The organism is Pseudomonas sp. LABIM340 (assembly GCF_040017195.2).
GTDB lineage: Bacteria > Pseudomonadota > Gammaproteobacteria > Pseudomonadales > Pseudomonadaceae > Pseudomonas.
In genome coordinates this window covers 1,297,034-1,321,009 of sequence record NZ_CM200227.1, presented here as the reverse complement: position 1 = coordinate 1,321,009, position 23,976 = coordinate 1,297,034, and the positions used below count along the sequence as shown (strand labels likewise).

General features: G+C 66.2%; 24 protein-coding genes. 10 read left to right on the top strand and 14 right to left on the bottom strand.

Going from position 1 to position 23,976, the window contains the following annotated elements; all coding sequences use genetic code 11:
* Positions 1 to 245 precede the first annotated feature (245 nt).
* The 5 genes from ABKS89_RS06335 to ABKS89_RS06315 all read right to left on the bottom strand — a co-directional run bounded on the left by ABKS89_RS06335 (position 246) and on the right by ABKS89_RS06315 (position 3,651).
* A complete protein-coding gene (locus ABKS89_RS06335) occupies positions 246 to 668 on the bottom strand; it encodes an organic hydroperoxide resistance protein (protein ID WP_081517574.1) in 423 nt (140 codons plus the stop codon).
* Positions 669 to 680: 12 nt separating this feature from the next.
* Positions 681 to 1,454: an HvfC family RiPP maturation protein gene (locus ABKS89_RS06330; RefSeq protein WP_348587986.1), complete on the bottom strand. Its 774-nt coding sequence runs from the start codon at positions 1,452 to 1,454 to the stop codon at positions 681 to 683.
* A complete protein-coding gene (locus ABKS89_RS06325; RefSeq protein ID WP_348587987.1) occupies positions 1,447 to 2,292 on the bottom strand; it encodes an HvfB family MNIO-type RiPP peptide maturase in 846 nt (281 codons plus the stop codon). The genes ABKS89_RS06330 and ABKS89_RS06325 overlap by 8 nt, the downstream gene beginning before the upstream one ends.
* A 59-nt stretch (positions 2,293 to 2,351) precedes the next feature.
* Positions 2,352 to 2,876, bottom strand: coding sequence for an HvfA family oxazolone/thioamide-modified RiPP metallophore (locus ABKS89_RS06320; protein ID WP_138212386.1), 525 nt, complete (start codon positions 2,874 to 2,876; stop codon positions 2,352 to 2,354).
* Between the two features lie 397 nt (positions 2,877 to 3,273).
* The gene (locus ABKS89_RS06315) at positions 3,274 to 3,651 is read right to left on the bottom strand and encodes a RidA family protein (protein WP_348587988.1); all 378 of its coding nucleotides are present in this window, start codon (positions 3,649 to 3,651) and stop codon (positions 3,274 to 3,276) included.
* A 450-nt stretch (positions 3,652 to 4,101) separates the two neighbouring features.
* On the opposite strand from ABKS89_RS06315, the gene ABKS89_RS06310 reads away from it, so the two are divergent.
* The 4 genes from ABKS89_RS06310 to ABKS89_RS06295 all read left to right on the top strand — a co-directional run bounded on the left by ABKS89_RS06310 (position 4,102) and on the right by ABKS89_RS06295 (position 9,198).
* Positions 4,102 to 5,430, top strand: coding sequence for an OprD family porin (locus ABKS89_RS06310; protein ID WP_138212384.1), 1,329 nt, complete (start codon positions 4,102 to 4,104; stop codon positions 5,428 to 5,430).
* Between the two features lie 382 nt (positions 5,431 to 5,812).
* On the top strand, positions 5,813 to 6,157 hold the full coding sequence (locus ABKS89_RS06305; RefSeq protein ID WP_138212383.1) for a hypothetical protein: 345 nt from the start codon (positions 5,813 to 5,815) through the stop codon (positions 6,155 to 6,157).
* A gap of 182 nt (positions 6,158 to 6,339) precedes the next feature.
* Positions 6,340 to 8,010 (top strand): sensor domain-containing diguanylate cyclase, encoded by a 1,671-nt coding sequence (locus ABKS89_RS06300; protein ID WP_348587989.1) that lies wholly within the window; start codon positions 6,340 to 6,342, stop codon positions 8,008 to 8,010.
* Positions 8,011 to 8,394: 384 nt separating this feature from the next.
* The gene (locus tag ABKS89_RS06295) at positions 8,395 to 9,198 is read left to right on the top strand and encodes a gamma-glutamyl-gamma-aminobutyrate hydrolase family protein (RefSeq protein WP_138212381.1); all 804 of its coding nucleotides are present in this window, start codon (positions 8,395 to 8,397) and stop codon (positions 9,196 to 9,198) included.
* Positions 9,199 to 9,251: 53 nt separating this feature from the next.
* Here ABKS89_RS06295 and ABKS89_RS06290 read toward each other — a convergent pair whose 3' ends face one another.
* Positions 9,252 to 10,277, bottom strand: coding sequence for an acyltransferase family protein (locus ABKS89_RS06290; protein WP_348587990.1), 1,026 nt, complete (start codon positions 10,275 to 10,277; stop codon positions 9,252 to 9,254).
* A gap of 206 nt (positions 10,278 to 10,483) precedes the next feature.
* Here ABKS89_RS06290 and ABKS89_RS06285 point away from each other — a divergent pair, with 206 nt between their 5' ends.
* Positions 10,484 to 11,257: an SDR family NAD(P)-dependent oxidoreductase gene (locus ABKS89_RS06285; protein ID WP_348587991.1), complete on the top strand. Its 774-nt coding sequence runs from the start codon at positions 10,484 to 10,486 to the stop codon at positions 11,255 to 11,257.
* On the opposite strand, the gene chrA is transcribed toward ABKS89_RS06285, so the two are convergent.
* From chrA to ABKS89_RS06250, 7 genes are all read right to left on the bottom strand, one after another.
* Positions 11,254 to 12,450 carry a chromate efflux transporter gene (gene chrA / locus ABKS89_RS06280; RefSeq protein WP_348587992.1) on the bottom strand — a complete coding sequence of 399 codons (1,197 nt, stop codon included), beginning with the start codon at positions 12,448 to 12,450 and terminating at the stop codon, positions 11,254 to 11,256. The genes ABKS89_RS06285 and chrA overlap by 4 nt on opposite strands.
* Positions 12,451 to 12,508: 58 nt before the next feature.
* A complete protein-coding gene (locus tag ABKS89_RS06275) occupies positions 12,509 to 13,762 on the bottom strand; it encodes an RNA polymerase sigma factor (protein WP_348587993.1) in 1,254 nt (417 codons plus the stop codon).
* A gap of 336 nt (positions 13,763 to 14,098) precedes the next feature.
* Positions 14,099 to 14,539 (bottom strand): YybH family protein, encoded by a 441-nt coding sequence (locus ABKS89_RS06270; RefSeq protein WP_138212377.1) that lies wholly within the window; start codon positions 14,537 to 14,539, stop codon positions 14,099 to 14,101.
* 32 nt (positions 14,540 to 14,571) lie between these two features.
* Positions 14,572 to 15,354, bottom strand: a complete 783-nt coding sequence (locus ABKS89_RS06265; protein WP_348587994.1) for a DUF899 domain-containing protein — start codon at positions 15,352 to 15,354, stop codon at positions 14,572 to 14,574.
* Positions 15,351 to 15,503, bottom strand: coding sequence for a hypothetical protein (locus ABKS89_RS06260; protein ID WP_348587995.1), 153 nt, complete (start codon positions 15,501 to 15,503; stop codon positions 15,351 to 15,353). The genes ABKS89_RS06265 and ABKS89_RS06260 overlap by 4 nt, the downstream gene beginning before the upstream one ends.
* Positions 15,504 to 15,532: 29 nt before the next feature.
* Positions 15,533 to 16,063 (bottom strand): SRPBCC family protein, encoded by a 531-nt coding sequence (locus ABKS89_RS06255; protein ID WP_348587996.1) that lies wholly within the window; start codon positions 16,061 to 16,063, stop codon positions 15,533 to 15,535.
* Positions 16,064 to 16,135: 72 nt separating this feature from the next.
* Positions 16,136 to 16,504: a YciI family protein gene (locus ABKS89_RS06250; RefSeq protein WP_348587997.1), complete on the bottom strand. Its 369-nt coding sequence runs from the start codon at positions 16,502 to 16,504 to the stop codon at positions 16,136 to 16,138.
* Between the two features lie 265 nt (positions 16,505 to 16,769).
* On the opposite strand from ABKS89_RS06250, the gene ABKS89_RS06245 reads away from it, so the two are divergent.
* The 5 genes from ABKS89_RS06245 to ABKS89_RS06225 all read left to right on the top strand — a co-directional run bounded on the left by ABKS89_RS06245 (position 16,770) and on the right by ABKS89_RS06225 (position 22,821).
* Positions 16,770 to 17,315, top strand: a complete 546-nt coding sequence (locus ABKS89_RS06245; RefSeq protein WP_138212373.1) for a fimbrial protein — start codon at positions 16,770 to 16,772, stop codon at positions 17,313 to 17,315.
* Between the two features lie 99 nt (positions 17,316 to 17,414).
* Positions 17,415 to 18,167 carry a fimbrial biogenesis chaperone gene (locus ABKS89_RS06240; protein ID WP_348587998.1) on the top strand — a complete coding sequence of 251 codons (753 nt, stop codon included), beginning with the start codon at positions 17,415 to 17,417 and terminating at the stop codon, positions 18,165 to 18,167.
* Entirely contained in the window at positions 18,151 to 20,742 is a 2,592-nt protein-coding gene (locus tag ABKS89_RS06235) for a fimbria/pilus outer membrane usher protein (protein ID WP_348587999.1), read from the top strand. Before ABKS89_RS06240 ends, ABKS89_RS06235 begins: the two co-directional genes overlap by 17 nt.
* On the top strand, positions 20,739 to 22,112 hold the full coding sequence (locus ABKS89_RS06230; protein ID WP_138212370.1) for a fimbrial protein: 1,374 nt from the start codon (positions 20,739 to 20,741) through the stop codon (positions 22,110 to 22,112). The genes ABKS89_RS06235 and ABKS89_RS06230 overlap by 4 nt, the downstream gene beginning before the upstream one ends.
* The gene (locus ABKS89_RS06225) at positions 22,102 to 22,821 is read left to right on the top strand and encodes a fimbrial biogenesis chaperone (protein ID WP_348588000.1); all 720 of its coding nucleotides are present in this window, start codon (positions 22,102 to 22,104) and stop codon (positions 22,819 to 22,821) included. The genes ABKS89_RS06230 and ABKS89_RS06225 overlap by 11 nt, the downstream gene beginning before the upstream one ends.
* A 494-nt stretch (positions 22,822 to 23,315) precedes the next feature.
* Here ABKS89_RS06225 and ABKS89_RS06220 read toward each other — a convergent pair whose 3' ends face one another.
* Positions 23,316 to 23,966 (bottom strand): response regulator, encoded by a 651-nt coding sequence (locus tag ABKS89_RS06220; protein ID WP_348588001.1) that lies wholly within the window; start codon positions 23,964 to 23,966, stop codon positions 23,316 to 23,318.
* Positions 23,967 to 23,976: the final 10 nt, after the last annotated feature.

Below are 23,976 nucleotides of genomic sequence, written 5' to 3'. Positions count from 1 at the left end.
TCCTATCCGGCCGGGAATACCGGCATCAACCTGTAGGAGCGCCCCATGGGCGCGATCGCGGGCATGGCCCGCTCCTACAAGTGGGCACCGCACATAGTCGACAGTTGTCGGTGCGAGCCTGCTCGCCAACGGACTCCTGGCGCCTTCGGAAGTGGGCGGGTTCAAGAGCAAGCTCGCTCCTACGAAAAGAAAAAAGCCCGCGCACCGATGACGGTGTGCGGGCTGCGCTGTGGATAAGGGCTCGATCAGGGAATGACGAACCCCACCTCGATATTGCCGCGCGAAGCCTTGGAGTACGGGCAGATCTGATGGGCCTCATCGACCAGCTTCGCCTTGTCCTCGGCCTCCAGCCCCGGCAGGTGCACGGTGAGCTGGGCAGCCAGGGCGAAGCCGCCGTCGGCGGTGTTGCCCAGCGATACTTCGGCGTCCACCGCCACATCGGCCGGCAGGCGCACGTTCAGCTTCTGCCCGGCGCGGCGCAGGGCACCGATGAAGCAGGCAGACCAGCCGATGGCGAACAGCTGCTCGGGATTGGTGCCGGGGCGGCCGGAGCCGGGCGGGCTCAGGGGCAGGTCCAGCTCACCGTCGGTGGTCTGGCCGCGGCCGTCGCGGCCGCCGGTGGTGTGGGTGTGGGCGGTGTAGATCACGGTTGCCAGGGTGTCGGTCATGACGCTTCTCCTTCAGGGGCGATGCAATGGGGGACGACGTGGAGTGGTGCAGTTCGGGCGGGTGCCGAGCACCACGCCCTGTGCTTTCAGGCTGCGCAGCAGGGCAATGCCCTGCCCTTCGATGGCGGCCGGTTCGACGCCGGCGATTTCCGCCAGCGCCTTGAGGTGTTGGCGACCGGTGAGCTGCCACTGTTGCAGCGACACCAGCAGAGCATGGGCCAGCGGGGCCAGGCGCGAAAAGTACACCTTCAGGTCGGTATCCCGGCGCGCCAGCAGCAGCGTCGGTTCGGCCGGCGTCTGCTGCGGGATATGCCCGGGGCCGATGTGGCTCACCGGCCAGGCATAGGCCAGCGGCGCGGCAAGGACGGACAGCAGCGGCACACCCTCGAGCAGGTCACCGTCCGGATCATGGGCCGGCTCGGTGTTGTCGCTGAGCAGCAGCGCGGTCTCGATGAATTCGTAGTGCGCCAGTTCGGCGACCCAGCCGAGCTGTTCGCTGCGACCTTCCAGGTAGTCGACGAACTCGCCGGCCACCTCGGTGAACAGCGGCGTCTGGCAGTGGAAGCTGGCGTAGAAGTCCTCCGTCAGCGCCTGCCACTGCTCGCCCGGCAGGCTGGCGTGCAGCACCGGGAAGTTGCCGGCGAGCAGCGCTTGCAGGTTGCCGAAGAACAGTTGCCGGTACACCGCCAGGCGCCGCGCCTCGATGCCGGGCGGCGGCTCGTTGGCCTGCGGATCGCGGATGTAGCGGGTCATGCGCAACTGCTGCTCACGCAAGGTCTCAGCCATGACGCACCCCCGGTTGGCGCGCGGCCGCTTGCAGGTTGCGGATGGTGGCCACCTCGCCGAGCAGTTCGGCCAGCGGCGGCAGGTTGAAGTCACGCTCCAGCAGGGTGGGGACACTGCTCAGGTGCTGGTAGGCGCTGGCCAGCAGGCTCCAGACATCGTTTTTCACCGCGGCGCCGTGGGTGTCGATCTTCAGGTCCGGCGCTTCGTCGTAGTGGCCGGCGACGTGCAGGCAGGCGACGCGCTCGGCCGGTACGCGGGCCAGGAAGCCGGCGGCGTCGTAGCCATGGTTATGGGCGTTGACGTAGAGGTTGTTGACGTCCAGCAGCAGGTCACAGTCAGCCTCGCCGAGCACCGCGAGGAGGAAGTCGATCTCGCTCAGCGCCTGGTACGGCGCGGCGTAGTAGGAGATGTTTTCCACGGCGATACGGCGACCGAGGACGTCCTGCACTTCACGGATGCGGCTGGCGATGTGGCGCACGGCCTCGTCGGTGAAGGGCATGGGAATCAGGTCGTAGAGGTGGCCCTCGTCGGAGCAGTAGCTCAGGTGTTCGCTGAACAGCGGTACCTGGTGCTGGTCGAGAAATTCGCGGACGCGACCGAGGAATACATGGTCCAGCGGTTCCGGGCCGCCCAGGGACAGCGACAGGCCATGGCAGGACAGCGGGAAGCGTTCGGCCAGGCGGGCCAGTCCTTCGCCGTAGGTCCCGCCGACGCCGATCCAGTTGTCCGGCGCGACTTCGAGGAAGTCCACGGCGCGGTCGTCCAGGGTCAACAGGTCGGGCAGCATCGCGCGGCGCAGGCCGAGGCCGGCTCCTTGCAGGGGTACGGAAGGGGTCATGGCAGTCTCCTTGGCGAAGTGCCCTCCCCGGCCATCGGCTCGGGGAGGGGCAGCGTCTGTCAGTTCTTGGCCTGGCTCAGCTTGCTGTACAGGTCGGACGGGAAAGGCTTGCCGTTGGAGTCGAACTGGTTCTTGCGGAACTGGTAGACCTCGGCCTCGGAGAGGTAGCCGTCGTGGTTGGCGTCGATGGCGTCGAACTCCGCGCCCGCCTTGGGCGCCACGGCCAGCAGTTCGGCGCGGGAGACGCGGCCGTCGTGGTCGGCATCGGTGCGGGCAAAGGAGGCGTCGCCGCACTTGCCTTCACCGCACTTGCCCTCGGCGCCGGTGGCCTTGGCCTGGGCGCCGTCGGCACCGCATTTGCCTTCGCCGCACTTGCCTTCGCCCTGTTTCGCCTTGGCCTGGGCCTTGGCCTCGTTGGCGCCGCACTTGCCCTCGCCGCACTTGCCCTCCCCGGCCTTGGCGGCGGAAGCCAGCTGGTAGCCCTGCGGCAGGGCTTCGACGGCGAAGGCGGAAGAAGCCATGTTCAGGCCGCCAGCCAGCGCGATAGCGATCAGGCCCAGTTGAGTCTTCGAGGTACGAGTCATGGTGCTTCTCCAGATGCTGTGGCGCGTGCTGCGCCGGGTCATGCCGCAAGGGCGAATCCCTGGAACGAAGCGCTGGAGGTTGCCCTGCCGAAGCGCCGTGTCGTTCGGGTAGGGCTATTTCGCCGCAGTGATGTATCGCGGACGTATCGGCGTCGGGAGGCTTTTGTATGCGTGTGTCCGCTCAGGGAGCGGCGGATACAAAGGAATACATTCGGGAGGGTTTGGAGCGGGGGCTATTCGCGAGCAAGCTCGCTCCTGCGCAGAGCAGCGTGGCGCGGACCTGAAGGAGCGAGGGGGACGCCCGGTTCTTGCTCGCGAACCAGAGCCATGCCTGGGCCGCGGAGATGACGCATAAAGAAAGGGCCGCAGAGCGGCCCGATCCTGCAGAACGGGTAGATCAGCTCGCGCGCTTGGCCGCGATGGCGGTGACTTCCACCTTCATGCCCTCAACGGCCAGCTCGGAGATTCCGACGGCGGCGCGCACCGGGTAGGGCTTGGCGAAGAAGCTGCAGTACACCTCGTTGAACGCGGCGCGGTCGGCCATGCTGGTGAGGTAGATGGTCAGGTGCAGCACGTGATCCAGGCCGCTGCCGGCCTTTTCCAGGGCCAGTTGCAGGCTGCGCAGGGTCGCCACGCTCTGGGCCTTGATGTCGCCCAGTTCCAGGCTGCCGTCCTCGAGGGTAGGGATCTGCGTGGAAACCAGCAGGCCGCCGAAGCCGGCGACGTCGGAGGAGATGGATTCGGAGTCCGCGTCGGGGATGAAGGTAGGCGTCATGGGACAAATCTCTGCTGTCGGTGAATGGGGCAGGTCGCCGCACCGGGTGCGGCGGCCGGGTCGCGCAGCTTAGCCGCATCGCCCCGATGCGCGCCATGTCACCGTGCCCGCAGCCCCCGGAAACAGTGACATTGCTTATATACGCGGAACTTCCGAATGCGTTATGTCAACTCGACCAACGTCCTGATTATTACAGTTTGAGACATAGACCTTTTCATAATCCGTGATTTAAACGGCGAACTCTTTCGGCATTATGACGTCGGCTCTTCCGCATCTGGAGCAATTCGCGGGGGAAATAAAAGCCAGTTAACTGCAACAATGCCAACGCAACTTCCTGCGATTTTCCGCCGTGGTCAATCCACGTTCGGATTCATTGTGCCTGCCTATAAAAACGTCCGGCTCTCACGCACTTCATCGAGCCGGTCCTCCAAGACTCTAGGGGCAATATCCATGAAGCACCTCAAACGCAGCGCCATCGTGCTCGCTGTTTCCGCCGCCGCCAGCCAGTTCGCCAGCGCCGAACCCTTCGTCACCGATCAGGCCGATGCCAAGGGCTTCGTCGAGGACGCCAAGTTCGACGTCCTGCTGCGCAACTACTACTACGACCACGACGGCAAGAACGGCAAAGCCGACAACCGCGACTGGACCCAGGGCTTCCTGGCGAACTTCTCCTCGGGCTACACCCAGGGCACCGTCGGCTTCGGCGTGGACGCCTTCGGCTACCTGGGTATCAAGCTCGACGCCGGACGTGGCCGCGCGGGCACCGGCAACCTGCCGGTCGGCAACGACGGCAAGCCGGATGACGACTACGGCAAGGCCGGTGGCGCGCTGAAAGTGCGCATCTCCAAGACCGAGCTGAAATTCGGCGACATGCAGCCGACCGCTCCGGTGTTCGCCGCTGGCGGCACCCGCCTGATCCCGCAGACCGCTTCGGGCTTCAACCTGTTCAGCAGCGAAATCGAAGGCCTGGACCTGGAAGCCGGTCACTTCACCTCCGGCACCAGCCCGGTCACCACCGCCCGCGACGGCGGCCTGTGGGCGGCCTATGCCGGCGTGGAAACCAGCGACGTCGACTTCCTCGGCGGCAAGTACGCGATCAACGACAACCTCAGCGTTTCGCTGTACGGCTCCGAGTTCAAGGACATCTGGCGTCAGTACTACGGCAACGTGAACTGGGTTCTGCCGGTCGCCGATGACCAGTCGCTGGCCTTCGACTTCAACATCTACCGCACCAACGACGAAGGCCAGGCCAAGGCCGGTGAGATCAGCAACACCACCTGGTCGCTGGCAGCCGCCTACTCCTTCCTGCAGGCGCACACCGTCACCCTGGCCTACCAGAAGGTCCACGGCGACACCCCGTTCGACTACGTCGGCTTCGGCGACGACGGCGATGGCGCCACCGGTGACTCGGTGTTCCTCGCCAACTCCGTGCAGTACTCCGACTTCAACGGTCCGGGCGAGCGCTCCTGGCAGGTCCGCTACGACCTGGCGATGGACACCTACGGCGTACCGGGCCTGAGCTTCATGGCCCGCTACATCAACGGTACCGGCATCGACGGCAGCCACGCCGACGCCGATGGCAGCTACGCCGGCATGTACGGCGAAGACGGCAGCCACCACGAGACCGACCTGGAAGCCAAGTACGTGGTCCAGGAAGGCCCGGCGAAGGACCTGTCCTTCCGCGTGCGTCAGGCCTTCCACCGCGCCAACGCCGATCAGGGCGAAGCCGACAACAACGAGCTGCGCCTGATCGTCGAATACCCGCTGTCGATCCTGTAATTCAGCACCAGTATCTGGCTGAATTATTGACCGGGGCAACTTTCAGATTCGTCTGAAAGTTTGCCCCGGCATCGGGCAAGATTATTACGCCCGTGCAGAAAGTCTCTTCCCGGAATGACGGTTTATCCCGCCGCTGCAACTTTCTAGAATTACCCCATCTTCCCGCTTCCGCACTTTCCCTGCGGAAGACAACTCCTGACGTTGATATTGTGATTGCTCCTTCGACGTCCTTCGAGCCGCTCCCCTGGAGCGGCTTTTTTTATGCCCGGCATTTATCGCTCAAATAATGACCTGAACAAAAACTGATCGAACCGCCCGGCGCTGCGGTCCAACTCTCCGACGACGCGGTAATCCCGCCCGCGAACCCTGGAGGCACCTCACCATGAGCGCAATGACCCTCGAAGGCTGGTGCAAGACCACCGCCGAGCAGAAGCCCACGCCGCTGGAAGACATCCGCTTCTACCTGACCGCCGACGACCGCCTGCACCTGGAACAGGCCGAGGTCTACCTGCAGGAAAACGGCCAGCGGGAAATGATGGTCGATGCCGACCTCGACACCCTCGACCTGCATATGCCCGAAGGCTACGGGCCGCTGGCCGACTGCATGTTCCGCGTGTACCTGGGCGGTACCGAGCAGCGCGGCCAGTTCCACCTGGTCGGCCACCGCGCCAGCGATGGCAGCCTGATCTACACCAACGCCGTGCTGATCGACCAACTGATCAACTGACACCCTGCCCGCCCGCCGAAGAGCCGGCGGGCGGGTGCGTTCGTCGCTCTTGTCGCAGGTGGAGATTGTGGGCGCTCACCTGCCCGTGATTTCATAAAGCCACCTGCGTCCGCCTGCCGCATGTCCGGCGCGGAGCACAATCCAGAATCACGCTCATCCTCCGTTGAAGAAGCTGCTATCGGATGCGAACTTCCAGTAAAGCTGGGGTACAGGAGTACGGGCGATACGACGGCCTGCTGCGTCTCGCACGCCACGCGGGTGGCGATTGCGCCGTCCTGCTCATCGACATGCGCGGCCAGTTGCTCGGCCAGCTCGGCATCGACGGTGCCGGCGCCCTCTCCCTGGCCACCCTGCTGTCCCTCAATGCCGCCACCAGCCCGCTGAGCCACCAGGGCCAGCTCCTCAACCTGCTGGCCAGCCAGACCCTGCGCGACCAGGAAGGCTTCCCCCAGGCGCGCTTGCTGCTGCTGGGCAACGGTGACCAGACGCTCAGCCAGGAACAGCAAACGCTGCTGGCCGATGTGCTGGAGCTGGGCGAGGCCCTGCTCGACCGCGCCCGCATGCCACAGAAGGAAAGCGAGCGGCGCATGGCCCTGGCGGTGGACGGCAGCGGAACCGGCATCTGGGATCGCCACGTGCCCACCGGCGAGATCCACTATTCCAGCGCCTGGAAGTCCCTGCTGGGCTACACCGAGGACGAGATCGGCAGCCGCATCGAGGACGCCTACACGCGCCTGCACCCGGACGACCTCGAGTACGTGCAGAACACCATGCGCGATCATTTCGAGGGCCGCACCGAGGCCTACGAGGTGGAGCATCGCCTGCGCCACAAGGACGGCCACTACCTCTGGGTCTGCAGCCGCGGCAAGGTGGTCGAGCGCGACGCTGCCGGCAACGCCCTGCGCATGCTCGGCACCACCACCGACATCACCGCCCTGCGCGGCATGGCCGAGCAACTGCGCGAAAGCGTGGAACTGCTCACCGACCTGACCAACGAAATCCCCGGCATGGTCTTCCAGTTCCGCCGCCTGCCCGACGGCACCGGCACCTTCCCCTACGTCAGCGCGGGGGTGATGGACATCTACGGCATTCCGGCCGAACAGATGCAGCACAACTCCGTGTTCCTGCGCGACCTGATCCACCCCGAGGACCTGCCGGCCTGCCTCGCCTCGCTGGAAGCCTCCGCCGCCCTCCTGCAACCCTGGCGGCACGAATACCGTGTGCAGATCGCCGGGCGCGGCACGCTCTGGCGCCAGGGCAACGCACACCCCAAGCGCGTGCCGGACGGCACGCTGATCTGGCACGGCTTCATCACCGACATCACCGAACGCAAGCGCATCGAAGCCGAATTGCAGGTGCTGGCCACCACCGACTTCCTCACGCAGTTGCCCAACCGGGGCCACTTCATGCGCCTTATCGAGGCGGAGCTCGGCCGCGTGCAACGCTCGACGACGCACCACGCGGCGATCCTGATGTGCGATATCGACCACTTCAAAGCGATCAACGACCGCTGGGGCCATGCCGTCGGCGATGAGGCCCTGCGCCATTTCGCCAGCATCCTCGGGCGCGACATCCGCCGCGTCGACTTCGCCGGGCGCATGGGTGGCGAGGAGTTCGCCGTGGTGCTGGGGGATGCCGACGTCGCCGCCGCCCGGGTCTTCGCCCAGCGCCTGCAGCAGCAATTGCTGGAGCAGCCGCTGATGCAGGGCGGGCAGCGCATCCCGCTGAGCATCAGCATCGGCATCGCTGCGCTGGAAGCGAGCGACGCGTCTGCCGAGGCCGGGCTTTCCCGTAGCGACAGCGCGCTCTACCGGGCCAAGCAGAACGGTCGCAACCGCATCGAGTGCCACTGAAGGCAAACCCGCGAGGCAGAGCGTGCCGCCTGCGCGGGCGTTGCCGATCCTGAACGGCCACCGTGAAAAAGCGTGCAGAATTTTTCACCATTATGACCAAGCGTTTTAAATAATGGACTTTTCAGCACGTCGAGATATTACAATAAATCCTTTAAAAACAATCAGATAGGAGAATTGTAAGACAGGATTTCGGCCATTATTTTTGACGCCCCGCTTCGAATTCGTTTGACATATTTAACGGCTCTGGCAGGCTGGTAGGCAGGTTTCGACCGGGAAACTTCGCCTTCTGTGCGCTCCCGGCAGTGCTCGGGGCCTCAGGTAGCGCGCCTTTCCGCTGCGCGCCTGCACAAAAACGATGGGCTGCAGCCCGTCCAAAGGTGACATATGTCCAACAGCAACATTGGCAACAAGAAACAGACTCTCCGTAAACCCGTCGTGCTGATGTCCATGGGCAGCCAAGAGCGCAAAGGCCACGACTATCAGGTAATGACCCACAAATACATCGTGCCCCTGGTCGAACAGTCCGATTGCGTGCCGGTACTGGTACCGACCTGCTGCGGCATCGAAGACCTCGAGCAATACCTGGACATGGCCGACGGCGTGTACCTGACCGGCGCCGGCAGCAACATCGATCCGACCCTGTATGGCCAGGAGAACGAAACTCCCGGCAAGGGCCAGGACAAGGACCGCGACAACTTCGACATCCCGCTGATCAAGGCCGCCATCGCGCGGGGCCTGCCGATCTTCGGTATCTGCCGCGGCATGCAGGAAATCAACGTGGCCCTGGGCGGCGATATCTACCAGAAGGTCTATGCCGAACCCGGCTTCAACGACCATCGCGAGAATCCCGAAGACCCGGTCGACGTGCAGTACAGCCCGGCCCACGGCGTTCGCCCGAAAGCGGGCAGCTGGCTGCAGCAGCTGCTGGGTGACGAGATCCGCGTCAACTCGCTGCATGGCCAGGGCCTGAAAAACCTGGGCAAGGGTATCGAAGCCATCGCCCACGCCGAAGACGGCCTGGTCGAGGCCATCCACGCCCCGACGCTTTCCTCCTTCCTCTTCGCGGTGCAGTGGCACCCGGAATGGCAGGCGGCGAAGAACCCCGACTCGGTGAAGATCTTCCAGGCGTTCGGCGATGCTTGCCGCGCGCAGGTGAAGAAGAAGCAGGCTCGCGCACTCGCTGCCTGATTCGCTTCCCGTGTCATGAAAAAGCCCGGCATCCGCCGGGCTTTTTCGTTCTCCTACCCACCGACCGGCAATGCCGCCGGCCGCTCCGTGCGACGGTGGGCCATACGCAACGCCGGACGCTCCAGCAGATGCCATGACAGCACCGCCAGGACCAGCACCAACAGCGCTGTCAGTGCCATGCCCGGATAGAAGCCAAGACCGCTACGGTTGATGACGACCTGTTGTACCGGGAAGGCGTAGAGGTAGATACCGTAGGAAAAATCGAAACGCCCGGCGATCAGCCGATCGGTGAACAGCAGGCCAGCTCCCAGAGTAATCAGGCACATCGCCAGGCTGCCCAGCGGCAGCGACCAGGCCGAGCCAAGGGTGCCGGCCAGAAGAGCGATGCCGACCACGATCATCGCCACGAGCACGACCGGTCGGGCCAGCCAGGCACGGCGAAAGGCGAAGAAGGAGCCGAGGAAGAACGCGCTGGCCACCGACAGGTAGGTTGTCAGCTTGGCCGCCCACACACCTTCGCCGAAACGCCCCAGATAGCCGCTCACTCCCGCTAGCAGCAATGCCGCGCCCAGCGGCAGCAGCGGACCACGCGTCAGACTGAGCAGGGCCGCCACCGCCAGATAACAAGCAAACTCGATTTTCAACGTCCACAGACTCCCATTGAAGGAGTCGGGGAAGATGAAACCAGCGGTCACATCCGCCAGATTCGCCTGCCCCATGGCGGAGATGCGAAGAAAATCGAGTAATGCGCTGCCATCAAACAGCCGCGCCACACCGCGCTCCGACAATAGCGGCGCGGCAACGTAGACCATCAACAGGGAGCAGCCGATCAGCGCCGGGAACAACCGCGCCACGCGCTTGAGCAGGTAGTTGGAGAAGCTGGCGGACCGGCAGAAGCTCAGGGCAATCAGGTAACCGGAGATCGAGAAGAACGCGAGAACCGCCAACGCGCCCAGGTTGTGCGAACCGCCCAGGCCGGGAGATTCCAGACCGGACAATGCGAAATGGTGGCTGACCAGGACCGATAGCGCGGCGAGATGGCGGATGAGGTCGAACGCATTGCGACGCAGGCTGGGCATATCGGCAGTCCGTTGCGGAAATGGCTAGCATTATTCCACAACCTGCCGGGCCCGCCCCGATTGCGACAGCGGGGTCCCGACCATTCAGACCGCGAATGAAACCACGCTCACATCCGCGGCTGTTTATCCTGCCGACATTCCGGGCCGGCAGAACCTGCCCGCTCCCTATCCGCAGCGCGCCCCCGGGGGCTTTGGACGAGGTACCCATGAGCAACGACATCTTCTCCCTCGCCGGCAAGACCGTACTGGTCACCGGCGCTTCCAGCGGCATCGGCGCACACCTGGCGCGCGTGGCCGCCCGTGCGGGCGCCCGCGTGGTGCTGGCGGCACGTCGCACAGAGCGCCTGGCGCAACTGGCTGAAGCCATCCGTGCCGACGGCGGCGAAGCCCATGCCGTGGCGCTGGACGTGACGGACCGCGCCAGCGTCGAGGCCGCGTTCGACAGCGCAGAAGCGCAGTTTGGTGTGGTGGATGTGGTGCTCAACAACGCCGGCATCGGCAACGGTCAGCGCGCGCTGGAGGTCAGCGAGGAAGACTGGCGCAGCATGCTCTCCACCAACCTCGACGGCGTCTGGCGTGTCGCCCAGTGCGCGGCGCAGCGTCTGGCCAAGGCCGGGCGCGGCGGCAGCATCGTCAACATCGCCTCGATCCTCGGCTTGCGCGTGGGCGGCGGCTACAGCCATTACTGCGCAGCCAAGGCCGGCGTGGTGCAGTTGAGCAAGTCCCTGGCGCTGGAACTGGCGCGCTTCAACGTACGGGTCAACGCCATCGCACCGGGCTACTTCAAGACCGAAATGAACGACGCCTACTTCGACAGCGACAAGGGCCAGGCCTACATCCGCGACACGGTACCGATGCGCCGCCTCGGCCAGCTCCGGGAACTGGAAGGCCCCTTCCTGCTGCTGGCCAGCGACGCCGGCGCCTTCATGACCGGTGCGGTGCTCGCCGTGGACGGCGGGCACCTGGTGAGCAGCCTCTAGAACGCCCCGGCCAGGCCTCCGCCCAGCGCGCCCAGCAGCACCAGCGCCCAGGGCGGAACCCGACCACTGAGCAGCACCAGGAAGGCCAGCGCGACCAGGGAGATGTCGAGCAGACCGACGATGGTCTCGCTGCCGATGGGATGGATCAGCGCCGCCAGCAACAGGCCGACCACGGCGGCGTTCACCCCGGCCAGCGCCGCGCGCAGAGGCCGCTGGCGACGCAGGCTCTGCCAGAACGGCAAGGCGCCGAGCAGCAGCAGGAAGGACGGCAGGAAGATCGCCAGCAGGCACAGCAACGCGCCGGTCGCGCCCCCCGGCTCAGTGATGGCCGCTCCGAGGAAGGCAGCAAAGGTGAACAGCGGCCCCGGCAACGCCTGTGCTGCGCCATAGCCGGCGAGGAAGGTCTGCGCATCCACCCAGCCGGGTTCGACCACCGCGCTCTGCAGCAGCGGCAGCACCACATGCCCGCCACCGAAGACCAGGCTGCCGACCCGGTAGAAAGCGTCGAACTGAGCGAGCCACGGCCACTGCCACGCGGCCGCCGCCAACGGCAGAAGCGCCAGCAGCGCGAAGAACAGCAGCAGGTAGAAGCAGCCCTGGCGACGGGACGCGCAATGGCCCGGGCCCACGGACTCGCCCGCAGCAGATGGCCGCAGCCAGGCCATGCCGATCAGCGCAGCCATGAGGATCACCAGCAATTGCACGACGACGCCGGGCCAGCGCAGGGCCACGGCAGTCACCAGGATCATCAGTCCCTGGCGCTGCCAGTCCGGACACAGCGCCCTGGCCATACCCCAGACGGCGTGGGCCACCACGGCGACAGACACCAGCATCAGTCCGTGCAACACCCCAACCGGCAGCCATTGGCCGTGCCGCGAAAGCCCCAGGGCGACCAGCAGCATCAGCAAGGCCGACGGCAGGGTGAAGCCTGCCCAGGCCGCCAAGGCACCCCACTGCCCCGCGCGCAAGGCGCCCAGGGCCATGCCCAGCTGGCTGCTGGCCGGGCCAGGGAGGAACTGACAGAGGGCGATCAGATCGGCGTAGTGCGGCTCGTCCAGCCAGCGCCGCCGGCTCACGAACTCGTCGCGGAAATAACCCAGGTGCGCCACCGGCCCGCCAAAGGAAGTCAGGCCCAGGCGCAGGAAGATCAGGAAGACGGTCCAGAGGGAATCGCGCGGCGTCGGTTCGGTCATGGGCACGGGTCAACAGGGGTCAGTCGCACAGTCTGGCAGTTGGATGTTGCAATGCAACTCAGCGATCGAGCTCGCGAATCCGCTGTTCGAGGAAGCGCCGCTCCGGCTCCAGCTTCGCCAGTTCCAGGGCGCGTTCGTAGGCGCCGCGCGCCTGCTCGCGGCGCTCCAGCCGGCGGCAGAAATCGGCGCGCGCGGCATGGGCCAGGTGGTAATCCAGCAGGTCGCCACGGGCAAGGATGGCATCGACCTGCGCCAGCCCCGCGTCCGGGCCATCGCGCATGGACAGGGCCACGGCGCGGTTGAGTTCGATCACCGGCGAGGGCTGCATCGCCAGCAGGAGGTCATAGAGACCGACGATTTCCGCCCAGTCGGTGCTGGCCATGTCCGCGGCGGCGGCATGCACGGCGGAGATCGCCGCCTGCAGGGTGTAGGGGCCGATACGCCGGGTTGCCAGCGCAGCGCTGATCAGTTGCTGGCCCTCCTCGATCAAGGCACGGTCCCAGCAGGCGCGGTCCTGGTTTTCCAGCAGCACCAGTTCGCCGTCCTCGGCGGTGCGCGCCTCGCGTCGCGACTCGTGCAGCAGCATCAGCGCCAGCAGGCCCATCACTTCGGCTTCCGGCAGCAATTCGAGGAGCTGCCGGCCCAGGCGGATGGCTTCGGCGGACAGATCGGTGCGGGTCAGCGAATCGCCGGCCGAAGCCGAATACCCCTCGTTGAACACCAGGTAGATGACCCGCAGCACACTGGCCAGGCGCTCCGGCAGCTCAGCGGCTTCCGGCACCTGGTAGGGAATCTGCGCGTCGCGGATCTTCGCCTTGGCGCGGACGATGCGCTGGGCGATGGTCGAAGGCGTGGCGAGGTAGGCGCGGGCGATTTCCTCGGTCTTCAGGTCGCAGACTTCGCGCAGGGTCAGCGGCACCTGCGAGTCCGCCGGCAGCGCCGGGTGGCAGCAGGTGAAGATCAGCCGCAGGCGGTCATCCTCGACGCTTTCGTCGGCCAGTTCTTCCACCGATTGCGCGTCGATCTCCAGTTGCTCGGCGATCTGCGTCAGCGAGGCGTCGAAACGCGAGCGTCGGCGCAGGCCGTCGATGGCCTTGAAGCGCCCGGCGGAGACCAGCCACGCGCGCGGGTTGGCCGGCACGCCGTCGCGCCGCCACTGGTCCACGGCGGCGACGAAGGCTTCGTGCAGCGCCTCCTCGGCGAGGTCGAAATCACCCAGCAGACGGATCAGCGTGGCCAGCACCCGGCGCGATTCACGGCGATAGACCTCATCCACCACGTCGCGCAGGGGCTGGGGAGCATACTCGTGCATGGGCCGAAGGTCCTTGGCGTGGAGAGGTCTGCCTATCCTGCACGGATTCGCGGCACGGCGGGAGGTGGTCGGACGGATGCGACGGGGGGATCGTTGCGGGGTGTTTCGTCGAGCAGGGAAGACCGAGCTGGGTGCGACCCTCACCCCAGCCCTCTCCCAGAGGGAGAGGGGGCTGATTGGGCCGGCTGACGCCATGGATTCATCCTGCGTCGAACTGTCCCCTCTCCCGCTTGAGGAGCAGGCCGCGCAGGCAGGGTGAGAGGCCTTTGCTCTTGTAGGAGCGCGCCATGCGCGCGATCGCGGGCATGGCCCGCTCCTACAGGCAAACGCCACAGGTCAGGGCTTGGCATCGAACAACAGCTGCCCCGTCGCCGGATCGAAGGGAATGGAGAAGTGCTCGTGGGCAATTTTCCACTGCCCCGCCTCGCGGCGCAGACCGACGCTGACCCGCGCCCAGGAGGCGTTGTGCTGGCCCTTGTCGTCGGTGCCGCCGCAGTAGGCCAGGTAGTGCCCGAAGGCTGTATCGCCGCCGCTCTCGAAGCTCAGCTCATGAATCTCGAAAGTGGGTTCCTTGCACATCTGCGTGCAGTCGCGCCAATGGCTGGCATAGGCCTCGACGCCCTTGAACTGCAACTGCTTCACCGCATCGAAGGCAAGGATGTCGCGGGTGTAGTGGCCGGTGATGCCTTCCACGTCGGAGGCGCGCACGGACTTCAGCCAGCTTTCCAGCAGTGCGTGCAGTTCGCTGTGGGTGGCGTTCTTCTGGGCAGCAGTCATCGGGAATCTCTCCGTGTAGTAGTCGGGTCGGATCAGGAACCGCAGCAGCTGTGCGGCGGCGCGGCCTGCTCGTAGTCGTCGTGGAAGCGTGTCCAGTTCATGCCCTTGCCCTGGTAGTCGGGCATGCCGCCCCAGCCTTCGCCGCGCCCCAACGGGGTGAGGTCGAGCAGGTGGTAGGTGAACAGCGGTGCCTCCAGTCCGCGGCCGTAGGTCGAGTAGCTGTGGAAGACCTGCTCGCCGTCGCGCAGGAATACGCTCATGCCCGGCTGCTCGCCACGCACGTGGTAGTCCTGGCCGAGGCGCTCCAGCTCCGCCTTGTCACGATAGTTGTATTCCACCGGGGCGACGGACTCGTCGACGCTGACATGGAAGTCGTAGTTGAAGTCGCTGCCGAACGACGAGTACCACGGGAACTGCCATCCCATGCGGGCGCGGAATGGCGCGATTTCCTCCAGCGGCGCGCGGGACACCATGGCGAAGGTGGTGCCGCGCGCATGCAGGTGCTCCAGCCGGCCGAGGTTGTCGATCAGGTAGGAGCAGCCCTCGCAGCCCAGCCCCGTGTCGCGGTGGAACATGAAGTGATAGACGATCAGCTGCGGCCGGCCTTCGAACAGGTCGAGCAGGCGCAGCGGGCCGTGCGCGCCCTCGAAGCGGTAGTCCTTGTCGATGCGCACCACCGGCAGCTCGCGACGCTGCGCGCTGAGCGCGTCGCGGGCCTTGGTGGCGGCCTTTTCCTGCTCCAGCAGGCGGATGCGTGCCTGCCGCCAGGCGGCCTGGGAAACGACTCGTGGAAAGTCCTGGTTAGCCAGTTTCATGTCGCACGCTCCTGGGGGCGTTCCCGTTGCTCGTTGGGCCGGGCGCGGCGCTTGCCGCGCAGGCGGGTGACGGCGAAGGCGCTGACGCCGCCGGCGGAAAGGATGCTGGTGACCGCCAGCGTCAGGGTCGATACGCACAGAGGGCACATGGCTCACCTCCTTCAGGTTGCGGGTTGCATCAGCCCTTCTCGGCAAGCGTCTTGAGGTTGGCCAGGCCCGCCTCGAAGTCCTTGCCGACCATGCTGTCCACGTCGAAGAACAGGTGCATGATCTTCGCCACGAAGGGCACCGGGCCGAACATCGCCCAGGTCACTTCGGTGCCGCCGTCGCGCGGCACCAGGGTGAACTCGGCGGTATTGCTGGCCTTGAACGGCTTGAGGAAATCCAGCGCGATGGTCACGCGGCTGCCGGGGGCGCTCTCGAGTATCTCCATGCGCCCTGCCCCGGCCTTGCCGTTGCCTTCCCAGGCGTACACCGCGCCGCGGCCCTTGTCGGCGCCGGAGAAGCTGCGCTGCATGGCCGGGTCGAGCTTCTCGAAGGGCGACCATTGCGCCCACAGGTGGAAGTCCTCGATATAGCCCTGGACCCTCTCCGGCGGCGCCTGGATGCGCGCGGTGCGCTCCACGCGGAAGGTACCCGGACGATTCGCCGCCAGCACCAGAACCACCACCACGGCCACAACCACCACCAACCCGATCCACTTCAGCATCACATCCTCCTGACGTTGCTCGCTCTTGAAATAAAGAGCCCTTGAAACAAAGAGCACTTGAAGTGCCGGGCCTCAGCGCCCGGCGAAATAACGGTCCCAGTCACGGACCGGTCGAACTTCCACGGCGCCCAGCCGACCGCTGGGAATCCGCTGGGCAATCTGCAGCGCCTCGTTGAGGTCGCGGGCGTCGATCAGCACGAAGCCGCCCAGATACTCGCGGGTCTCGGCGAAGGGTCCGTCGGTGATCGACAGGCCCGCCGTGCCATGGCGCAGCGTAGTCGCCGTCTCCACCGTCTCCAGCGCCTCGGAGGCGAGCACCCGTCCGGCCCGGCGCTGGTACTCGTCGTTGGCGAAACACTCGTCCATCAGCCGCCGGTATTCGGGCTCTGACAGGCTCGACAGGCGCCGGTCATCCACATAGATCAGACACAGGTACTTCATGGCCTTCTCCCCACGCAGTGCGCTTGCAGTTACCTCATAGTCGAAGCGCGCGGGCGGGAATCGACAGGCGAGCAAAAGTTTTTCTCCCGTGGCATGGCAGCGGGCCTCGGCAACCCCGGCACAGGGCTCTGCCACGGCCCCGGCGCCGTTGGTCAGGCGGCGCAGAAAACCTGCCGCGGCGCTTTCAGATTCGTCTCAGAGCTTTCCGAAAGCTCTGACGGGAAGATTGGCCTGGGAAAAAACCCTGACCATGGAGCTCAAGAGAATGAAACTTCGCGCAACCGCCCTGGCTGTCGCAGCCACCCTCGCTGTGCCGGGCTTTGCTTTCGCCGCCAACACCATCAACTTCAGCGGTGAAGTGACCGACCAGACCTGCTCGGCGGTGGTCGACGGCAACACCGACCCGACCGTCATCCTCGACAGCGTGCCGGTCAGCGCCCTGAACGGCACCGTCGGCCAGACCACCGGCGAGACCAGCTTCACCCTGCAGCTGACTGGCTGTGCCGCCCCCAGCGGTGCCGACGAGCACTTCACCACCCTGTTCCAGGCCACCAACGCCACCGCCTCGGGCAACCTGACCAACACCGCCGCCAGCGGCGCCACCGGTGTGGCCCTGCAGCTGCTCGACGGCCCGGCCGGCGCTCCGGTGAACCTGGCAGGCGGCGCGGCCGTGGCCGCCGGTGACATCGTCCTCGCCGACGGTGAGACCAGCGCCAGCTACGACTACGCGGTGCAGTACATCTCCGAAGACGCCACCGTGACCCCCGGCCCGGTGCTCGGCTCGGTGACCTACACCCTGCGCTACGAGTGATACCCCGCGGCACCGCCCCCCGGTGCCGCCTTCCCGCATTGCGCCGCGCCGTTCAGGGGTGAACCCGCCCCGAACGTCCCGGCAACACAGGTGAACCGGATGAACGCCCTCCCACCGCGCCCGCTTCGCGCGGCGACGCTTGCGCTCGCCCTGCTGGCATCCTTCACCGCCTCGCTCGCCCAGGCCAGCGTGGTGATCACCGGCACTCGTGTCATCTACCCTGGCGACGCCCGGGAAAAGACCGTGCAACTGACCAACAAGGACGGCTTCCCCAACGTCATCCAGGCCTGGATCGACATCGACGACCCAGCCTCCACGCCGGACACCGCCAAGGCTCCCTTCGTGGTGAACCCTTCGGTTTCGCGCATGGCGCCCGGCAGCGGCCAGACCCTGCGCATCCTCTACACCGGCCCCGGCCTGCCCCAGGACCGCGAATCGCTGTTCCACCTCAACGTGCTGCAGATTCCGCCACGCAACGCCGCCAAGGCCGAGCAGAACCAGATGCTGCTGATGCTGCGCAACCGTTTGAAGCTGTTCTACCGTCCGGCAGGCATCGCCGGCAGCCCGGAGCAGTTGCCCGAAAAGCTGCGCTTCTCCCTGGTGCAGAGCGGCAGCAGCTGGAGCGTGAAGGTGGAGAACCCCACCGGCTACCACGCCTCCTTCGGCGGCGCGACGCTCAGTGTCGGCGAGCGCCAGTGGAAGCTGCAGCCGAGCATGGTCGCGCCCATGGGCCAGGCCCAGTGGCAGGCGCAGAAGCCTTCGGCACTGCCCGCCGGCACGCCGCGACTGTCCGCCCTGCTGATCAACGACTACGGCGCAAGAGTGGAACTTCGCCATGATCTGCCGCGTTGATCTCCACCGTGGACCGCTGCTGCCCTTCGCCCTCGGAGCCCTCGCCATGGTGGTCGCGGGACTGGCCCAGGGCGATGCGGACTACCGCTTCGACGACAGCCTGCTGATGGGCTCGGGGTTGGCCGGCGGCAGCCTGGAGCGGTTCAACCGCGCCGATCAGGTGGACCCCGGCACCTACCACGTCGACCTCTATCTCAACGGTCAGTACGCCACCCGTGCCGAAGTGGAAATGCGCCAGCGCGGCGAGCGCGCCGAGCCCTGCTTCAGCGAACGTTTCCTGCGCCAGAGCCTGGGTGCGCGCCCCGACCCGAAAGCCGGCAAGGACGACCAGGGCATCTGCCACTGGCTCACCGAGCGCCTGCCGGACTCGACCTGGAACCTCGACACCGCACGCCTGCGCCTGGACCTCTCGGTGCCCCAGGCGCTGCTCGACATCAAGCCGCGCGGCTATGTCAGCCCGGATGAATGGGACGCCGGCAGCACCATGGGCTTCGTCAACTACGACGCCAACCTCTACCGCTCGAGCTTCGAAGACTCCGGCAGCGGCGGCGATTCGGACTACGGCTACCTGGGCCTGAACGGCGGCATGAACCTCGGCCTGTGGCGCCTGCGCCACCAGTCCAACTACACCTATTCCAGCTACGCGGGGAACACCCGCAGCGACTGGAACAGCATCCGCACCTACGCCCAGCGCGCAGTGCCGGACCTGCGCAGCGAACTGACCCTGGGCGACAGCTACACCGAGGGCAACCTGTTCGGCAGCATGGGCTACCGAGGGCTGCGCCTGGCCACCGACGACCGCATGCTGCCCGACTCGCAGCGCCAGTACGCGCCGCAGGTGCGCGGCACGGCCAACACCAACGCGCGGGTAGTGATCAGCCAGAATGGCCGGAAGATCCACGAGACCACCGTGGCACCCGGCCCCTTCGTCATCGACGACCTCTACGGCACCGCCTACGACGGCGACCTGGACGTGCAGGTGATCGAGGCCGACGGCAGCGTGTCGCGCTTCTCCGTGCCCTTCTCCGCCGTGCCCGAGTCCATGCGCCCCGGCCTGTCGCGCTACAGCGCCACGGTCGGCCAGGCACGCCAGTACGGTGACGGCAACGACCTGTTCGGCGACCTGACCTACCAGCGCGGCCTCACGAACGCCCTCACCGCCAACCTCGGCACCCGCGTCGCCGAGGATTACCTGGCCGTGCTCGGCGGCGGCGTGCTGGCCACGCCCTACGGCGCCTTCGGCATGAACACCACCTTCTCCAGCGCCACCGTGGAGAACAACCAGCGCAAGCAGGGCTGGCGCGTCGGGCTGAACTACAGCCGGACCTTCCAGCCGACCCAGACCACCCTGACCCTCGCCGGCTACCGCTACTCCACCGAGGGCTACCGCGACCTCGGCGATGCGCTCTCCGCCCGCGATGCCGACGAACACGGCGACAGCTGGGACTCAAGCAGCTACAAGCAGCGCAACCAGTTCACCCTGCTGGTCAACCAGGGCCTGGGACAGTACGGCAACCTCTACCTGTCCGGCTCCACCGCCGACTACTACGACGGCAAGAGCCGTGATACCCAGCTGCAGGTCGGCTACTCCAATATCTGGCGCCAGCTCAGCTACAACCTTTCCTACTCGCGCCAGCAGACCACCTGGTACCGCGACGTGAACGACGACTACGACCCGTCTCAGCCGCCGCAGTACAACCTGCAGCACGGCAGCAACCGCAACAACACCCTGACCCTGAGCCTGTCCATGCCGCTGGGCTCCACCAGCCGCGCACCGAACCTCAGCGCCATGGCCTCGCGACGCTCCGGCGATACCAGCGGCAGCACCTACCAGACCGGCCTCAACGGCACCCTGGGCGAAGACCGCACCCTGAGCTACGCCCTCTCCGCCGGACGCGACAGCGAAGGCCAGGGCACCGACTTCAATGGCAGCGTGCAGCAGCAGACCTCGGTCGCCACCTTCAACGCCGGCTACGCGGAAAGCTCCAGCTACCGCCAGGTCAACGGCGGCATGCGTGGCGCAGCGGTGCTGCACAGCGGCGGCCTGACCCTCGGGCCCTACGTCGGCGACACCTTCGCCCTGGTGGAAGCCAAGGGCGCCAGCGGCGCTGGCGTGCGCGGCGGCCAGGGCGCGCGGGTGGACAGCAACGGCTATGCCGTAGTGCCGTCGCTCTCGCCCTATCGCTACAACCCCATCAGCCTCGACCCGCAAGGCATCGACGAGAACGCCGAGCTGGTGGAAACCGAACGCAAGATCGCCCCCTACGCCGGCGCCGCCGTACTCGTCGAGTTCAAGACCCTCACCGGCCACCCCCTGCTGATCCAGGCCAGGCTGCCCGATGGCCAGCCGCTGCCGCTGGGCGCCGATGTGCTCGACGGCAATGGTGTGAACATCGGCATGGTCGGCCAGGGCGGCCAGGTCTATGCCCGCGCCGAAGGCGAGAAAGGCCGCCTGCGCGTGCAGTGGGGCGAACGCCCGGAAGACGGCTGCCTGCTGCCGTATGACCTCAAGGGCGCCGACGTCGACCAGGTACTGGTCCGCCTGCAGGCAACCTGCCTACCGGAGGCTTCATGAACCCTCTCCTGCGCAGCCTGCCGCTGCTCGCCCTGCTGCTCGCCCCGAGCGCCTGGGCCACCTGCTACAAGGTCACCAGCGTCGGCAGCGCCACCACCACGTCCAATACGGCGATCCGCCCCGGCGAGGGCGTGGCCGGTGCCTGGCCGGGGGATGGCGCCTGCGATACCTGCAACGGCTCCCTTGGCCTCCCCAGCGTGATCAACGTCAGCGACGCCAGCTTCCAGCCCGATGGCAGCCTGATCGCCAGCGCCATGTCGCCCATCACCCAGTACGGCAACTCCGCCGGCTACGACGCCGAGCGCGTGTTTTTCCGCTGTGCGGCGGGAGATGCGGTCTACGAGATGTTCTCCACCAATGGCGACGACCTCTACAGCGGCTGGTACCAGGGCGGCGACAGCGTGGGCAACTCCATCGGCCTGACGGCGGCCTACCGCACCGCGTGGCCGAACGTGCTGCTGCGCCTGACCCACGTGGAAACCGGCCAGTACTTCACCGACGTCTGGCGCGAGCGCCAGCTCAGCGGGCTGGATATCGACTCGCGTGGCTTCCAGCTGGTCAAGGCGAAGAACCTCAGCGCGGTACGCGCCGAACTCTTCAGGGCGCCGCTGGAGTCCACTCAGGGCTATTCGCCGAATACGAAATCGCAGCTGTATGGCCGCACCCAGCCAGCCGGTTACATCGCCATCAAGGGGCCGGGGCTGGCCTACCCCACCGTCGGCCAGTCGCACTACGGCAACTACAGCGGCTGGCATTACAACTGGCCGGGCGCCATCGGCCTGTACGGCGACGTCACGCTCAAGCGCTACCCGACCTGTGCCGTCACCAACGTCACACCGCATGTGGTATTCCCATCGATCTCCATCGGTGAGATCAATGCCGGCGCCAACCGCGAGATGCCCTTCCAGGTCGACTTCAAGTGCCAGAGTGGCGTGCTCAGCAGCACCACCCCCAGCACCAGCCAAACCGGCACCAGCGGTACCGCCCTGGGCATCAAGGTCTCCGCCGGAGCGTTGGCGGCCGCCCCTGGCCTGGGCCTGGTGAATGCCAACGGCGGGCTGTCCTACCTGGTCTCCGATCGATACGGCGAGCCGGGTATGGCCCAGGGCGTGGGCATCCGCCTGCTGCGCAATGGCAGCACGATGAACCTGCTGTCCAACGAGGATTCCGCCAACGGCAGCAACGCAGAAGCGCGCGGCTGGTACCCGGTCATCGGCAACGCCTCGAACAAGACAGGTGAAGTGGGCGGTATCTCCCAGTACAGCGAGACTTTCCGCGCCCGTCTGGAAAAGCTCAGCCTCGGCAGCATGCCCACCGTGACCCCCGGCCGCGTGGAAGCCACCGCCCAGGTGGTGATCCGTGTGCAGTAAACGGCTGCTCATCGCGCTGTTCGGCCTCGCGCTGCTGGGGGCCATGGAGGTTCACGCCGGGGTCACTGCCGAGCGTACGCGGGTGATCTTCGATGCAGGCCAGCGCGAAGCCTCGCTGGCGCTGGTGAACCAGAACAGTTACCCGGTCATCGTGCAGACCTGGATCGACGACGGCGATCTCGACGCCGCGCCGCAGTCCGCCGAGGCGCCGATCATGCCGCTGCCCCCGGTATTCCGCCTGAACCCTGGCCAGCAGCGCAGCCTGCGCCTGCTCTACACCGGCGTGGCGCTGCCGCAGGACCGCGAGTCGCTGTACTGGCTCAACCTCTACGAGATTCCGCCGCAATCCAGCGAGCCGCTGGCCGAGGGACAGTCGCGCCTGACCGTCACGCTGCGCACGCAGATGAAGGTCATCTACCGGCCGCGCTCCCTGGCGAAAGACGCCGAGGAAGCTCCGCGCAAACTGGTCTTCCGCAGGGCCGGCAATGCAGTGCAGGTGGAAAACCCCACCGCTTACTTCATCACCCTGGCCGGCGCCGAAATGCGCCAGGGCAGCACCGGCTCACCGCTGCCGGCCGACCTGTTGCCGCCGTTCTCCCAGCGCACACTGACGCCAACCCAGGCCTTGCCGGCAAGCGCTGGCGAAGTGCGCTACCTGTGGATCGACGATGGCGGGAACAGCCAGCCGGGCACTGCGCCACTGCGCTGACGACCGAAGCTACAGGGGACGTTCGGCGTTGGGTGCTTCGCGAGCAAGGACTAGGCGTCCCCCTCGGTCCTACGAAGAGCCGCTCTGGCTCTTGAAGATTTCCAGCGAAACATCCGCGCGCGCCGAATGCCCCGTTCAGGAGGCCTCGTTGAAGCGGAGTTTCAGGGGTTGAGCGGCATGGATGCCGCGAGAGCGCTGTCGGGCCAGGGATGGCCCGTCGAGGGGGACGCCTAGTTCGTGCCCCAGAAACTCCGGTTCAACGAGGGTATTTTTCGCCTAAGCGAAAAACCGGATGTCCGGGGCAAGACCTTTGGTTACTTTGGGGCGTTTGCCAAAGTAACTCGCCCGAGGGGGCGAAACACGAAGCCCGAGCGCACACCGAAGCGGCGCTGGAACACCCAAACCAACGCAGCAGCCCTGCAACACCAGGAGCATAAGAAAGCGCCGGCCCTGCGGGCGGATCGCGGGCATGGCCCGCTTGCGCGGCGTCGGGGTTACTGGAACAGATTGGCCATCACACAGAACGTCAGCAGCGCCTGATCGGTATCCACGTCCAGCTTGCGCATGGCGGAGATTTTCTGCGCGCTCACCGTCTTCACACTGCGGTTGAGCAGCAGCGCGATGTCACGCACGCTCAACCCCGAGACGAAGTGGCGCAGCACCTCATACTCCTTTACCGACAGGCTGGCGATGCGCCCCTCCACATCGTCGCCGCTGGACAGCACGCTGTTCGAGGACTGCATGCCCGGCCCCCGGTAGATGCGGTCCTGGGACAACGCCTTGAGCGCCACCAGGATCTCGTTGAGGTCGCCGTTCTTCAGGATCACCCCCGACACGCCCAGGTCGTACAGGCTGGAGAGGATCAGCGGGTTGGACAGCATGGTGAGGATCAGGATGCGCGTGTCGGGGAAGTTGCGCAGCAGGAACTCGATCAGCTTGATGCCGTCGCCGTAGGTCTGGTCGCCCGGCATGTTGTAGTCGGTGATGACGATGGCCGGTCGCTGCTCACGGTACAGGGCCACCAGCTCGCTGGAGTTGTGTGCCTCGCCGATCACCTCGAAGCGATCGTCCCGTTCGATCACCTCGCGAACCCCCATCAGGACGATGGGATGGTCGTCCGCTAGTGCCACTCTGACTTTTTCCATGAGTTTCTTG